We start from the raw sequence: 14,763 nt of genomic DNA, 5'->3' as shown, positions 1-14,763 counted from the left end.
GAATCCGGCGAAAACCATCCCCACCGTTCACAGCTGACTCTAAGCTTGCGCGGCGGCCGGGCACTTCCGGACCGCCCGCCGCCTCTGCCGTCGCAGTAGGCGAGCTTCGAACTCAGCGAACGGATTCGCCATGTCCGCCAGTGCCTCGCGAGCTCCTCGCGTCCGTTTCTTCTCTGCCGTGGGCGCCGCCCTTCTGGGCGCTGCCGTGCTGGTCGCCGGTACCGGCGCCGAGAGCGGCCAGGCGCTCGCCGCGCAGCCCGTTTCCGCGCCGCTGGCCCAGGCCGCGGCCCCGGCTGCCGATCTGACGCAGATCCGCCCGGCGGCTGCGAAGACGCCGGTCCAGATCTGGAAGGCCTCCCGCGCGAAGGCCAAGAAGGCCAAGACCGTGCGGGTGCAGGCCACGTTCAAGGATGGTGGCAGCACCAGCCGCCTGGACCTGCGGATGACCAAGGACGGCAAGGCCACCGGCAGCCTCACCGTTCCCGGGGAAGGCTCGATGAAGCTGATCCTGGTCAGCAAGAAGAAGGGCTACTTCAAGCCCGGCAAGGACATGCTCGAGGAGATCACCGGCGGCGACCCGGCGATGGAGGACGTGCTGGCCGGGCGCTGGATCACCTTCAAGAAGGGTGAGGGCCTGGACGACATCTTCGAGCTGGCCTCGATGAAGACCTACACCCAGGACGTCTTCAAGCTGTCCGGGCCGCAGAAGGGCCTGACCAAGGTCAAGGGCAAGAAGGTCAAGGGCTACAAGAAGACGGTCGGCCTGAAGGAGAAGGGCTACCAGGGCACGCTCCTGATCGCCGCCGACGGCACGAACCGCCTGGCCGGGTACCAGGAGAAGGGCATCAACTTCGTGTTCTCCGAGTGGAACAAGAAGGTCACGGTCAAGGCCCCGGCTCGTCCGCTGAGCGCCTCGAGCATCTCCTAAGCACTTCCGGCCGTTTCTTCCGGCTGCGCCCCTGGACCTGGTGGTCCGGGGGCGCTGTGGTTTTGCCGGATGACGTCATCGAGTTGTCACCGATGACGTCACCACTCTGGACTTTGACGTCATCGTGGCGTCATGATGGTGGGCATGGACATCAACGCTTACTCGGCCCGTCTGCACCGGGACCTGTACGCCGCCGGTCAGCTGGGTGGCGAAGATGCCCTGGTCCTGGCCGAGAAGATGGCGAACGCCCTGGACCCGTCGATCCGTCTGGTGCTGCTGGACGCGATGGTCGAGGCGGCGGGCGAGATCACCGAAGGCCTGGCGCCCGGCGCGGTCGAGGTTCGGCTGGCCGGGCGGGAGGTTCAGTTCGCGGTGACGCCCCCCGCTGTGGCCGAGCCGATCCAGCCCGGTACGGCGGCGCCTGCGGTTCAGCCGCCGGCGGCAACCGGTTCCGAAGAGTCCGAGGCCGACGGGGGCACGGCGCGCTTGAGCCTGCGGCTTCCGGAGCGGCTCAAGGGACGGGTCGAGGAGGCGGCCGGGGCGGCCGGGCTCTCGGTCAACGCCTGGCTGGTCCGATCGATTGCCCAGGTGCTCGAGGCGCCTACCGTGCAGCCGCCGCCCGCTGCGCCGTCGACGCCGTCTCCGACGGTCAAGATCGTTACGGGTCAGCACATCACCGGCTGGGTGCGCTGAGGGCGGGGCGAGTCTGATCAGGATCAGGTGAAGCGGCCGGTCATTGAGGTGGACCGGCTTGGCTGAATGAGTTTCGAAGGCTTGGCCGGGTGGGTGGGCCAGACCGGGTGATCTGAGCTGTACCAGGGGTGGGTGCTTCTGCGCGCCCCTGCGGTGGTTGCACCAGGGGTGGATGGTCTGTGCACCCGCGGCGCAAATTCTTGGTTCCTCATCATCATTCCTTCTGGGAGTCGTCATGCCCGAATTCGATACGCCCGAGCCGATTCACGTGCTCGTCGATGCCGGCGGGGTCCAGCTCACCGTGCATGCGGTGGAACGCGCCCGCACCACCACGGTCGAGGTCGCTCCGCACAGCGCCAACCGCTCGGCCGACGTTCAGCACGCCGAGCGGATCACCGCCGAGCTGGTCGGGGCACGGCTGTCCATCCGGGCCCCGCGCACCCCGAAGAGCCGCCTGCGCAGCCTTTTCGGCGGTAGTGAGCGAGCGGATCTGGTCATCACCGTGCCTGCCGGTTCCCGGCTGGAGATGCGCGGCTGGGGCGATGTACGCACCGACGGCCCGCTGGGCCCGGTGGACATCGACACCGGGATGGGCGACATCACGCTGGAGCAGACCGAGGACGTGCGGGCCAAGTCCGGGATGGGTGAGGTCCGGCTGGAGGCGGCCACCGGCCCGGTCGAGCTGTACAGCTCGATGGGGTCGATCACGGTCGGGCGCACCGGGTCCGACGTCACCGCCAAGTCCTCGCTGGGCGACATCCGGATCGAGGAAGGCGGGGGCGAGCTGCGGCTTTCCACCTCCACCGGCAGCGTGCGGGTGCAGCGGGCCCTGGCCGGGGTCACGGCCAGCACGCCGGCCGGCGACATCGTGCTCAGCTCGGTCTGCACCGGCCTGATCGATGCCCGGACGAGTTACGGGCAGCTGGAGATCGGGGTGGCCCACGGCAGCGCGGCCTGGTTGGACGTGAACACCCGGCACGGGGCGGTACGTAGCTCGCTCGAAAGCACCGACGGGCCGGGCGAAGCGGAACTCACGGTAAGGATCCACGCGGCGGTCACCTACGGCGACATCTTGTTGCGTCGCGCCTAGGTCGTGTTTTGAGCACTCGCCAGACACCTACAGAACCGGGAGCGCACTGATGCCACGGCAAGACGTTCCGAACGGTCACGCGAACCACCCCCGCGAACTCGCCATCGACGTTCGGGGACTGCACAAGAGTTTCGGCGAGCACAGCGTCCTCAACGGGATCGACCTCGCCGTCGAACGGGGTACGGTCTTCGCCCTGCTGGGCCCGAACGGCGCAGGCAAGACCACCACCGTGAACATTCTGGCCACCCTGCTGGCCCCCGACGCCGGCCAGGTGCACATCGCGGGCCACGATCTGGCCGCTCATCCGGACCGGGTGCGTACCGCGATCGGGCTGACCGGGCAGTTCGCCGCGATCGACGATCTGCTGACCGGTGCCGAGAACCTGACCCTGATGGGCCGGCTGCACCACCTCGGGCGTAGCGAGAACCGGCAGCGCACCGAGACTTTGCTGAACCAGTTCGGGCTGAGCGGGGCCGCGGACCAGCTGCCGAGCGCCTACTCCGGCGGCATGCGGAGAAAGCTCGATCTGGCCATGGGCCTGGTGGGCCGGCCGCACGTGCTCTTCCTGGACGAACCCACCACCGGCCTGGACCCGCGCAGTCGCCGGGAGATGTGGGAGGTGGTGCGCGAGCTGGTGAGCGACGGCGTCACCATTCTGCTCACCACGCAGTACCTGGAAGAGGCCGACCAGCTGGCCGACCGCATCGCGCTGCTCGACGGCGGGCGGATCGTGGCCGAGGGCACCGAGGCCGAGCTCAAGCGGCTCATCCCCGGAGGCCGGATCACCCTGCGTTTCGCCGACCAGGTCGCCCTGGCCAAGGCCGAGGACGTGCTCACCGGCGCCCAGGTTCGGCCGGCGGAACTGAGCCTGGAGGTCTCCGGGCGGGCCAGCGTCTCCGATCTGCGCGAGCTGCTCAACCGTCTGCACGGTCAGGACATCCCGGTCGACGACATCGCCCTGCACACGCCCGATCTGGACGACGTGTTCCTCGCGCTCACCGGTAAGGAGGCCGTTCGATGAGTACCGCATTCCCGATGACCAGGGCCGCCCGGCCCGAGCCCCTCCGGGACTCGCTGACCATGCTGGGCCGCCAGATCCGGCGGCTGCGGCGCTACCCCGAGCTCACCGTCATCGTCGTGGCGATCCCGCTGATCTTCCTGCTGCTGTTCGTCTTCGTCTTCGGCGACACCCTCGGTGCCGGTCTGGCCGCGGGGGCGGGACCGGTCGGTGGGGACCGCGCCGACTACGCCAACTACGTCATGCCCGCGATCCTGATCATGACCGTCGCCTCGGTGGCCACCGGTACCTCGAGCACGGTGTCGATGGACATGACCACCGGCATCACCGACCGCTTCCGGTCGATGTCGATCTCGCCCGGATCGGTGCTCACCGGGCATGCCCTCGGGGCGGTCGTGCAGAACGTGATCTCGCTGGTCATCGTGCTCGCGGTGGGGTTCGCGGTCGGGTTCCGGCCGGCCGCCGGGCCGCTGGAATGGCTGGGCGCGACGGCTCTGCTGCTCGGCCTCTCACTCGCCGTGGCCTGGCTGTCGGTGGTGGGCGGGCTGCTCGCCCGCTCGGTCGAGACGGCCAGCAACTACGGCCTGCCGCTGGTGATCCTGCCGTTCCTGGGCAGCGGCTTCGTCCCCACCGACTCGATGCCGGCTGGGCTGGCCTGGTTCGCCGAGTACCAGCCGTTCACCCCGATCATGGACACGCTGCGCTCGCTGATGCTCGACACGGACCTGAGCGCAGGTACCGCGTGGGCCGCCGGAGCCTGGTGCGTCGGGTTGACCTTGCTCGGCTACCTGTACTCCCGGCGTGTCTATGCCCGTCCCCGCAAGGCCTGAAGCGGCGGATTTTCGCCCGTCGACCACCTGATCCGAGAGCTGGATCGTTCGGACGAGCCTTGTCCCGCCGATGATTTCGGCAACGTTCCGTAAACAGCACGGCCCCGTGTCACGGGCTCCGGCGATCCTCGGCCCGAGCCTGAGATGCGGGGTTCGGTGCGTTTGCCAAGGCCTTTTCGCCAATGCTTGCCGGTTTTGTCGGCGAACGGAAACCGTTGTGCTCCAGCGTCTTCGCCGACGTCCCGAAGTTGGGGGACAAGTGACTGCAGGGTCGGTTGTGACGGCTACGTAGCGGTGATCGCGGGCGCAACCTGGGTGCGCCGACGAGGCGAAACCGACTACTCTCCACACTCGAAAGAACACGATCCGTATCGGGTGCGATCGGGAGACGGCGGGGGAGGAGGAGCATGACGCTCCTGCATGGCGGCGGTGCCAAGGGTGCTGGTCGGCGGCGCGGAGACAAACAGCGCACGCCTGACGCCGATCCCGGCTCCCTGCTGCGTTCTCTTCTACCCCGCACGGTGGAATCCGAAGACAACGGCGAGGCTGCCCGTGGGGGCGCGGGCGAGCTCGGTGATGACGGTGACGTCGCGGCGCGGAGCGGCTTGTTCGTTGAGGGGGAAGACGAAATTGAGGACGCCGATGGGTGCGTTGCGGACGCGGCCGACCGTTCTGGGGCGGCTGAGTCGGTCGAACCAGACGATCCTGATGCCCCTGCCGGAGTTGAAGGCTCCGGGGCAGGGCCCGCTGCTTCCCCTGGCGATCTCACCTGGGCGGAAATGGTGAGCGGGCGTTCCGAAGGACGTCCGCCGCGGCCAGCTCCTCGTTTGCAGATGGGGCGTAGGCAGGTCGACCTGTCGGCGTTTGCCCGGTCCGCGCAGCCTCGGCAGTCCGGGCGGCAGTCGGGCTGGCCGGGTCAGCCCGCGCCGGCCAGTCAGACCGGATGGCTGGGCAGGTCGCGTCCGCAGACCCCGGGGGTAGTGCGGCCGGAGGAGCTTCCGAACGGATCACCGCATAAGCCGTCACACCAGCGTCACGATGCACTGCCGGCGCAGGAGGAAGAACGGTCCCAGGGGGCAGGCCCGGATGAGGCTCTTTCGTCAACGGACTGGGCTGAGGGCTTCGCTGATGAGCAGTTGCCCGGGGGAGACGAGACCGGCTGGGGTCTGGACGATGAGACGAGCTGGGATCTGGGGCAGGACTTTGCCCAGGATTCCGGACAGGGCGGGGGCCCGATGACCCACGACGACTTTGCGCCGCAGGAGAGCTCTGAGGCTTCGCAGGCCCCGGGCGAGGTACGTGACGGCGCGGCTGGAGTGAACGCGACACCCGACCTGACGGTTGGGTACGCCGAGTCTTACGTGGACTCCTCCGCCGATGTCATGGAGGTGGCCGGAGAACTGCGCGCCGGCGACGAAGCTCCGCTGACCCGGCCGATGGCCGCTGTCGGCATCGCTCCGGACAGCGTTGCGGCGGCGGGTGAGCGTGCAAACGAGGGTTCGGCCGACGAAGATCTGATTGAGGACGGTTCACCGGCGCCGGTTGCGTCTGGGGCAGCGGCCGATGGTTCTCCCCGCGGTGAATCCGGTTTCGGGGGATCGGCCGGCGGCGCGCTGGTCGAGGCGGGCCTGCCGGTGGTGGAAAGCGCCTTGACCTTGGACGTTGCCCTGCATCGGATCGCCGACGCCGGGCCGGGCACCGCTGACGTGCTCGAGGAACTGGTGCGCGACGCCGGTCTTCTGATGGACGCACCGACCCGGATCGCCTCGGTGGTGGACGAGCAGCTGGTCTGGACCGCCTCGTACGGCGACGGCCAGGTCGAGCTCGGCGCACCCGTCCTGCTGGAGAACACTGCCTGTGGCGCAGCCTGGGGTACGGCGCTGATCCAGCACGTGGCCTCGCCCGACCTTGAGGTGGACAACGAGGGGATCCCGCTGGCCGGTAGTTCCGCCGAGCTGACCACCGAGTGCTGTGGCGGCGCGGCTGCGGTGCTGGCGGTTCCGTTGCTGCGAGCGGCTCCGGCGATGAGTGGACGGCACGCGAGCGTCACCCGTGAGGTGCTGGCGGTGCTGGCCTTCACCGCGCAACGGCCGGGCTGGTTCACCGACTCCGACATCGAGGCCACGGCCGACCTGGCCGAGGTGGCGGGTGAACGGATCGCGACGCTGGAAGAGGGCGACGACGAGTCGGTTTCGCGGATGCGGGGGCGAGCTCTGTCGGAGGAATGGGGCGTGCCGGGCCTGTCGGCCGGGAACGCTCAGAACGAGACCGGACTTGGCGAGACCGTCCAGAGCGAGGCTGGGCAAGGCGAGGTCGCGCGCGCTGGATCTGGTTATGGCGAGCCTGGTATCGACGGAAATGCGCACGGTGACACCGCTTATCGCGAGGTCGTCCACGGTGAGGGCGAGCGGGACGAGGCCACGCTCGGTCGGTTCAGGTCGGCTGCGGCGGCCAGGGGCCTGGGCGAGGTGAAGACCCCCGGGCAGGATGAATCGCTGCGGAACAGTTTGGTGTCGGGCGAATCGGCGCTGGACGAGTCGGTCTGGGGTGGAACGGTTCGCGGTGGATCGGCTCGGGGTCGAGCGGGTCGTGGTGAATCAGTGCTCGGGGAGTCAGGCCAGACCGAGTCAGTGCCTGGGGAGATGGCTCAGGGTGGATCGGTGCCGGGCGCTTCGGCTCAGGGTGAGTTGGCTCGGGGTGATTTGGCGCAGGGAGACGGGATTCAGGACGAGCTGGTTCAGTCGGTGCTTGCGGCGGATGATGACCGGGCTCGGGTGATCACGGTTTCCGGGAGCATTCCCGCTGTTGGGGTGGCTGAGGGAGGGCGGTCCCGGCCTTGGGCGAGTACGCCGGAGACGGTCGGGCGTCCATTGCCGAAGACCCGTACGCCACAACGGACTCAGCCTTCAAGCTTTGCTGATTGGTTCACTCCGCACACTCCGGCCGAACCGATCGAGATGGTGGAAGGTCCAGCCGCGAGCCTGGACGAGACCGATGTCGAGACGTTGTACGAGGCCGAAGCGGCGTACGTAGCCGATGCGACGTACGAAGGAGCGGGCCGGAGCACGGACGAGGTCGCGGGACAGAGCACAGACCAGGCCGCGCGTCGGGGCGCTGACGTGATTGCTGGTGAGGCCGCGGGCGGGATTGCCGGTGAGGTTGCGGGCGGGGTCACTGGCGAGCAGGACAGCGAGTTTGCGGACGGGGGTATTGGCGAGATCTCCGGCGGGACTGCGGGTGAGGTCGCGGGCGGGATCGCCGGCGCGACCGGGCGCAGCCTCGGCTCGATCACTGGCGAGATTGACGGCGGGGCAGGGCGCGAGACTCGCTTGGAGTCCGACAATCCTGCTGCTTCGGCCGTGTTCGGTGCGCTGGCTGCTGCGGCGCCGATGATTCCCGCTGGTCCGAGTCTGCCGTTGTACCGCGATCAGGCCGTCAACCCCAGTCATTCCGACCCGTTCGGCTTGTTCACCTCGCCGCGCGAGCAGCGGGCCGCGCCGCGCCAGACTGCTCAGAGCCCGGCCGAGAGGGCGTTCGACTGGGCGGCCGAAGAATCACTGGACGAGGCGCTGAGTCCAGGAGAACTCAGCTTGCCGGCGAACGGTCCGGAGAACACCGCAGTGCCCAGGGGCGAGCGCCGGGCCCGCCGCGAACGGGACCGGGCCGCCCGGCTGGCCGAGACCGAAGAGCGCGAGGCCGAAGAGTCCGGGGTCGAAGGGGCCGGGGTCGAAGGGGTCGACGAGAGCGAGGTCGAAGAGCAGGCCGTCATCACGCTCGACGTCGCCGAAGCCGAATCAGCCGGCGCCGAATTAGTCAGCTCTGAATCAATCAGCGCCGAATCAATGAGCCCGCAACCAGCCGGGGCCGAGCAGACCGGTGAGATCTGGGTGCGCGAGAAGATTCTCGACCTGGACATGGCCGACGCCCAGGTGTTCAACGAGCTGAACGACTCAGCCCCAGCCGTCTTCACCAGCGCTCCCACCACCATGCACGCCCGGCTGGCCGAGATGCGGGAGACGCCGCGCGCCCTGAGCCGGTCTCAGCAACCCCCGGCCGATGCCGGGATCGGTCTGCTCGCATCGCCCGGCAGCGGTTTTCCGGCAAACCCGACCGGTGGCCGGGGCGGGCCCGCCCCGCGCACTCGCCGCGAGCGTCCCCAATCGGGTTCTGCTCTGCCCAGCGCCATGCCGTCGGCCGACAGCATGGGCCTGTGGCAGTGGGATGCCGCGACCAACGCCGTCACCTGGTCCTCGCCGGTCGCCCGGCTGCTCGGCCTGCCCGCCGATACCCAACTCGACCTGTCCACCGTCCGTGAGGTTCTGGCCGGGGCCGACCGCGGGCGTTTCGACGTGGCCGTGCAAGCCGTTCGCAGCGGCCGCGGAGTGGCCGGAGCGCTGCGCCTGCGCACCCGCGACGGCCAGGCCAAGCACGCCTACGCCTGGAGCGAGGTGCGCCGCGACGAGAGCAACAACCTGACCGGGGCCTGGGGCGGAGTCGTCGACATCACCGCCTTCGAGCGGGACGCCGACGCCCTGCGCTCCGGCCTGGCCGGACTGCGCGCGGCCCAGGAGCTGGCCGGGCTGGCGACCTGGGAATGGCGTCCGCAGACCCAGGAGCTGATCTGGTCGGACGAGATGTACCGCCTGGTCGGGGTTTCCGGGGAGACCTTCGCGCCGGACCTGGCCCGCTGGCACGCCTTCGTACACCCGGACGATCTGGCCCGGGCCCGGCAGGTCGACGTCGATCTCGATCCCGGTCCGGGTGACGAGGGTTTCGTCGAGACGTTCCGGCTGATCGGCACCGGCGGCGAGATCCGGCACGTGCAGTCCTGGGCCACCCCGGGCCGGGCTCCGGACGGCAGCATCACCGCGGTCTACGGCGCCACCATCGACGTGACCCGGCAGGTGCGCGACCGGATGGAGCTGGAGCGGATCGCCGCCACCGACCCGGTCACCGGCCTGGGCAACCGCTCGGCCTACGAACGCCGGGTGCAGGCGGTGCTGCGGGCCACCGGGCCCACCCCGGGCACCGAGGAGAACGCGCTCAGCGTGCTGCTTCTCGACCTCGACCGGTTCAAGGTGGTCAACGACGGCCTGGGCCACGAGACCGGCGACCGGCTGCTGATCGAGGTGGCCCGCCGCCTGGTCACGGTGGTGCCGGACGGCGCGCTGATCGCCCGGATGAGCGGTGACGAGTTCACCGTGCTCACCCCGGCCGGCCTGGCCCAGGAAGCGGTGCTGAACCTGGCCCAGAGCATGCTGGAGGCCCTGCGCTCGCCGTACGTACTGCCGGAGTCCGGAGAGGTGCTGATCTGCCCGGGCAGCGTGGGCATCGCCTCCAACCGCAACCGGCCCGGCTCGAGCGGCGCGGACCTGCTGCGCGAGGCCGACGTGGCGCTGCACCAGGCCAAGGCGAGCGGCCGGGACGCCTACGTGCTGTTCGACGAGCAGCTGCGCGAGGCCACCCGGGAGCGTCGCCGGGCCGAGCAGCGGCTGCGGATCGCCCTGGCCGACGACGGGCTCAGCCTGGAGTACCAGCCGATCGTCGACCTGGCCTCGAACCGGATCGTCGGGGCCGAGGCCCTGGTCCGGCTGCAGGACCCGGAGGGCGGCGAGCACCTGCTGGCCCCCGGCCGGTTCCTCGACGTGGCCGAGAAGACCGGCCTGATCGTGGACGTGGACACCTGGGTGATCAACTCGGTGATCGGCCAGTTGCGCGACTGGTCGGCCAAGGCCGAGCGCCTGCAGGCCGCCGACGCCCGGGCCGGGGATCCCAGCGGCCGGGGCCAGGTGCAGCCGCCGTGGCTGTCGATCAACCTCTCGGCCCGCTCCACCGAGCACCCGGGCCTGGCCTTCCACCTGATCGACGCCGTGCGCCGGGGCGACTTCGGCCCGGAGAAGCTGAAGGTCGAACTGGCCGAGCAGACCTTCGCCGACGTCGACCCGGCGGTCGAGAACGCCCTGCGCCAGCTCATCTCGGCCGGCATCGGGGTGGGCATCGACGACTACGGCTCGGGCTCCTCGGCGCTGAGCACGCTGCAGAGCTACAGCTTCGACTTCATGAAGATCGACCGCTCGTTCGTGGCCCCGGTGGGTGAGGACTCGCGTGCCGACGCGGTGGTCACGGCGATCGTCGACCTGGCCCACGCGCACGGGATGCGGGTGGTGGCCGAGGGGGTGGAGTCCGGCCGGCAGGCCCGGCGGCTGCGGGAGATCGGCTGTGACTACGCCCAGGGTTTCCACTTCGGCAGACCCGGCGCGGCGGCCGCGATCATCCGCGGATAGTCTCATCACCCTGCGCCCCGCCGGACGCTCCCATACCCTGTTCACCTGGGCAATTAATGGGCATTACGACTCCGTAGGGGTCTGCCGGACGATGACGGGTGAAGCGGCCGCGGGGAGGTGTCGGGCACGATGTCTACCTCGGCCTGGCTGGTCTGCGCACTCGTCGCCGGTGGCGTGGGGTATCTGGCGCTGGCCGGGTTCGTCTGGGCCAACCGCCAGGGCGTGGGCAGCCGCCCGCTGGTGGTCATGCTGCTGGCGGTCAAGGTCTGGTCGGTCTGCTACGCCCTGGAGCTGAGCAGCACCGATCTCGAGGTGGCCCAGTTCTGGTCGGCGCTGAAGTATTTCGGTGTGGTGGCGCTGCCGCCGGCGCTGTGGAGCTTCGTGTTCGCCTACACCGGCCGCGGCCGGATGTCCCGAAGATCCGTGGCCCTGCTGGCGATTCATCCGGTGCTGGTGATGACCCTGCTGCTGATCCCCGGCACCCGGGGCCTGATCCAGGACTACACCGAGACCGACCAGATCCTCAACGCCCAGACCCCCACCGCAGGCCCGCTGTTCTGGCCGCACGCGGCCTACGTCTACGCCCTGATGCTCGGCGCGGACTTCGTCCTGATGGCCCGCCTGGCCCGGATCGCACCGCCCTACCGCCGCCAGGGCGCTCTCCTGATCGCCGCTTCGGTGCTGCCCTGTTTCGGCAACCTGCTGTGGAACTCGGCGCTGGCCGAGACCGGGATGGTCGACCCCACGCCGTTCCTGTTCGGGATCACCGCGGTGGTGCTGGTCTGGGGCTTCTTCCGGCTGCGGCTGCTCGACCTGACCCCGGTGGCCCGCGGCATCGTGATCGAGCAGATGGCCGACGGAGTGCTGGTGCTGGACGTCTACGGCCGGGTGGTCGACGTCAATGCGGCCGCGGCCTCGATCATCAGCTACCCGCGCCGGGCGATGATCGGCCGCTACGTGGTGGACGTGGTGCCCCCGCTGGCCTCGGTACTGGAGAAACAGGAGGTCGGCACGGCCGTGGACACGGTCGAGGACGAGGTGCTGATCTACCCGCTGCCCGAGGGCGAGCCGGTGGACGAGGTCCTCACCGGTTTCTGGGGCGGCCTGTTCACCCGCCCCGAGCTGGAGCTGCCGCAGAAGAAACCGCAGCCCGGGCGGATGCGGGTGGCCGAGCTCGAGCGTCCCTACGCCGACCTGCGCAGCCGCCGCATGGACCCTTCCGGGCTCTCGGGACCCACCGGTCAGGACCGGTTCCGGGAGCATTCCGGTGAGCAGCTCGTCCTCGGCCCACCACGCGACGTAGCCGTCTCGATGACCTGGGTGACCGACCCGGTCGGCCGGCGGATCGCCCGGCTGGTGGTGCTGCGCGATGTCACCGAGCGCAATCGCACCGAGAAGAAGCTGCGCGAACTGCTGAACGAGCAGACCCGGCTGTCCGAGACGCTGAGCCAGAGCCTGCGTCCGGCCCACCTGCCGCAGCTGCCCGGCCTGCGCTTCGCCGCCCGCTCGGTGCCCTCGGCCCGCGGTGGGGGAGTCGGCGGGGACTTCTACGACGTGCACACCGCCGGCAGCAGCGGTGAGTCCGCCTTCGTGCTCGGTGACGTGGCGGGCAAGGGGTGCACGCGGCCGTGGTCACCTCGATGGCGCGCTACACCGTGCGTACTCTCAGCGCCCAGGGCTGGACTCCGAGCGAGGTGCTGCGCCAGCTCAACCGCGCCCTGCAGACCCCGGACGACCTGGAACGCTTCTGCACCGTGGTCTACGGCCTGGTCAGCGACGCGGGCCCGGACAGTGCGGGGCCCAGGCGGATTCGGGTCACGCTCACCCTGGGCGGTCACCCGCCGCCGTTGTTGCGCCGCAGCGACGGTTCGGTGCACGCGGTCGGGCGCCCGGGCACCGCGCTGGGCATGTGGCCGCACATCGAGGTTCACGAAGTGGTGGTGGAACTCGAACCAGGGGACGTCCTGCTCGCCTACACGGACGGGGTCACCGAGGCGCGGGCCGGGGAAGAACAGTTCGGGGAGAAGCGGCTGGCCGAGGTGCTGGCGTCCGCGCCGCAGGGGGTCAGCGCAGGCCGGGAACAGGGCGCAGGCGAGCCCGGGGCGGATACCGACTGGCCGTCGGTGACCTGGCGCCGCGAGCACCCCGAGTACGAACGCGACCCGTGGATCGACCACGTGGAGCCCTCGGTGTTCCCGCACCCGGCCACGCAGCTGGCCGACGCCATCGCCGACTCGGTACTGGACGCGGTGAGCGGGTTCTCGGCCGAAGGGGACGACGTAGCGGTGCTGGTCCTCGTCGCTACTTAAAACCCTACAAAGGGGGAGCGGACTCGTAGACGTCTGCCGACGCGTCCTCTGGTTCGAAAAGCTCTTCCGGGGGTTCGGCCGGCAGACGCACCGAGAAACACGTGCGCCCGGGCTGGCTGGTCACATCCACCGTGCCGCCGTGCGCACTGACCACGGCTGACACGATCGACAGCCCCAGCCCGGTGCTCCCCGCCGTCCGGGAGCGCGAATTGTCGCCGCGGGCGAACCGCTCGAACACCTCGGGCAGCAGGTCGGGGGCGATGCCCGGACCGTTGTCGGTGACCGTGAACAGGGCTTCGGGGCGCCCGTGCTGATCGGTCAGCAGACGCAGCGCGGCCTTGACGGTGGTGCCCGGCGGGGTGTGCACCCGGGCGTTGCCGAGCAGGTTGACCACGACCTGGTGCAGCTGCGACTCGTCCCCGGTGGCCACCACCGGAACCTCGGGAAGATCCAGCTGCCAGCGGTGTTCCGGCCCGGCCGCGTGCGCGTCGCTGATCGTGTTCACCAGCAGGTCGGTCAGGTCGACGGGCTCGCGCTCGATCTCGCGGCCGCCGTCCAGCCGGGCCAGCAGCAGCAGTTCCTCGACCAGGCCGCTCATCCGGATCGCCTCGGACTCCACCCGGCTCAGCGCGTGCGCCACCTCCGGCGGGACCTCGGCCCGGGTGCGGCGGGTGAGTTCGGCGTAGCCCCGGATCGAGGCCAGCGGGGTGCGCAGTTCGTGGCTGGCGTCGGCGACGAAGCGGCGCATCCGGGCATCGGCGGCATTTCGCGCCTGCAGCGCCGAATCGACGTGCCCGAGCAGGGTGTTCAGCGCGGCGCCGACCTGCCCGACCTCGGTGGCCGGATCGGTGTCGGCCTCGGGCACCCGCACCGGCAGATCGGTCTGGCCCTGGTGCAGCGGGAGTTCGGTGACCCCGGAGGCCACCTGGGCGACCCGATTCAGCGGGCGCAATGTGCGGCGCACGATCAGGCCGCCCAGGACGGCGACGGTGAGCAGACCGAAGACGCTGACCCCGGTGACCACGGCGGTCAGCCGCCAGATCGCGGCCTGGACGGAGCTCAGCGGCAGGCCGGTGACCAGCACCATCTGCTCGCCGTCGGGGTCGGTGACGGGCTGCGCGAGCACCCGGTAGCGGCCCAGGTCACCACCGAGGTCGACGGTGTGCGGCAGGCGGTCGGCGGGCACCGCGCTGACGACTTCCTTCTGCTGCGCGGTGAGCGGGATGCCACTGCCGGTGGAACCCAGCACAGCCGCCCGGACCACACCGCCGCCAGCGCTGATCTCCACCCCGAGGGTGGCCTCGCCCTGGCCGGGGGCGTTCAGGAAGGCCGGGCCGGGGAAGTTCCGGCGGCGCGGATCGCTGGAGAGCATGGCCGGCACGCCGTCGGTGGAGGTGATCAGGCCGTTGCCGGGCGGCCGGTCGGCGGCGTCCCGGGAGCGCCGGACCGCCGAGGTCAGCTGCCCATCGAGCCGCTCCTCCAGGAAGATCCGCAGCGACAGCACGCTGACCAGCCCGATCACGATGCTGATGGAGACGGTCAGGGCGATCGACAGCAGCACCAGACGGCGGCGCAGTGTCGATCGCCCGCCTCGCGTGCGGAGCTTCACCT

General features: G+C 70.1%; 8 protein-coding genes and 2 pseudogenes. 9 read left to right on the top strand and 1 reads right to left on the bottom strand.

Going from position 1 to position 14,763, the window contains the following annotated elements; translation table 11 throughout:
- Nucleotides 1-178: 178 nt before the first annotated feature.
- From LR394_RS01210 to LR394_RS01175, 9 genes and pseudogenes are all read left to right on the top strand, one after another.
- Nucleotides 179-928, top strand: a complete 750-nt coding sequence (locus LR394_RS01210; protein WP_231438426.1) for a hypothetical protein — start codon at nt 179-181, stop codon at nt 926-928.
- 144 nt (nt 929-1,072) lie between these two features.
- The gene (locus LR394_RS01205) at nt 1,073-1,621 is read left to right on the top strand and encodes a hypothetical protein (RefSeq protein WP_231438425.1); all 549 of its coding nucleotides are present in this window, start codon (nt 1,073-1,075) and stop codon (nt 1,619-1,621) included.
- 235 nt (nt 1,622-1,856) lie between these two features.
- Nucleotides 1,857-2,711 (top strand): DUF4097 family beta strand repeat-containing protein, encoded by an 855-nt coding sequence (locus tag LR394_RS01200; RefSeq protein WP_231438424.1) that lies wholly within the window; start codon nt 1,857-1,859, stop codon nt 2,709-2,711.
- 49 nt (nt 2,712-2,760) lie between these two features.
- The gene (locus tag LR394_RS01195) at nt 2,761-3,732 is read left to right on the top strand and encodes an ATP-binding cassette domain-containing protein (RefSeq protein ID WP_231438423.1); all 972 of its coding nucleotides are present in this window, start codon (nt 2,761-2,763) and stop codon (nt 3,730-3,732) included.
- The gene (locus LR394_RS01190) at nt 3,729-4,559 is read left to right on the top strand and encodes an ABC transporter permease (protein WP_231438422.1); all 831 of its coding nucleotides are present in this window, start codon (nt 3,729-3,731) and stop codon (nt 4,557-4,559) included. The genes LR394_RS01195 and LR394_RS01190 overlap by 4 nt, the downstream gene beginning before the upstream one ends.
- Before the next feature lie 1,136 nt (nt 4,560-5,695).
- Entirely contained in the window at nt 5,696-10,843 is a 5,148-nt protein-coding gene (locus tag LR394_RS01185) for a putative bifunctional diguanylate cyclase/phosphodiesterase (RefSeq protein ID WP_231438421.1), read from the top strand.
- Nucleotides 10,844-10,972: 129 nt separating this feature from the next.
- Nucleotides 10,973-11,857: pseudogene (locus LR394_RS43540) on the top strand (histidine kinase N-terminal 7TM domain-containing protein); the annotation flags it as partial.
- Nucleotides 11,858-12,483: 626 nt separating this feature from the next.
- Nucleotides 12,484-12,840, top strand: a pseudogene (locus LR394_RS43535) (PP2C family protein-serine/threonine phosphatase); the annotation flags it as partial.
- A 126-nt stretch (nt 12,841-12,966) separates the two neighbouring features.
- Entirely contained in the window at nt 12,967-13,152 is a 186-nt protein-coding gene (locus LR394_RS01175; RefSeq protein ID WP_231438419.1) for a hypothetical protein, read from the top strand.
- A gap of 4 nt (nt 13,153-13,156) precedes the next feature.
- Here the strand turns inward: LR394_RS01175 and LR394_RS01170 are convergent, their stop codons facing one another.
- Entirely contained in the window at nt 13,157-14,761 is a 1,605-nt protein-coding gene (locus LR394_RS01170; RefSeq protein ID WP_231438418.1) for a sensor histidine kinase, read from the bottom strand.
- Between the last annotated feature and the right edge of the window lie 2 nt (nt 14,762-14,763).

The sequence above is a fragment of the Kineosporia babensis genome (assembly GCF_021129305.1).
In the GTDB taxonomy this organism is placed as follows: Bacteria; Actinomycetota; Actinomycetes; order Actinomycetales; family Kineosporiaceae; genus Kineosporia; species Kineosporia babensis.
The sequence above is the reverse complement of the archived record's forward strand: the minus strand, read 5'-3'. Positions and strand labels throughout refer to the sequence as shown.

Bases quoted from the DNA above. Each gene is read 5' to 3' on its own strand.
- LR394_RS01200 (WP_231438424.1), top strand. From the start codon at position 1,857: ATGCCCGAATTCGATACGCCCGAGCCGATTCACGTGCTCGTCGATGCC.
- LR394_RS01195 (WP_231438423.1), top strand. From the start codon at position 2,761: ATGCCACGGCAAGACGTTCCGAACGGTCACGCGAACCACCCCCGCGAA.
- LR394_RS01205 (WP_231438425.1), top strand. From the start codon at position 1,073: ATGGACATCAACGCTTACTCGGCCCGTCTGCACCGGGACCTGTACGCC.
- LR394_RS01190 (WP_231438422.1), top strand. From the start codon at position 3,729: ATGAGTACCGCATTCCCGATGACCAGGGCCGCCCGGCCCGAGCCCCTC.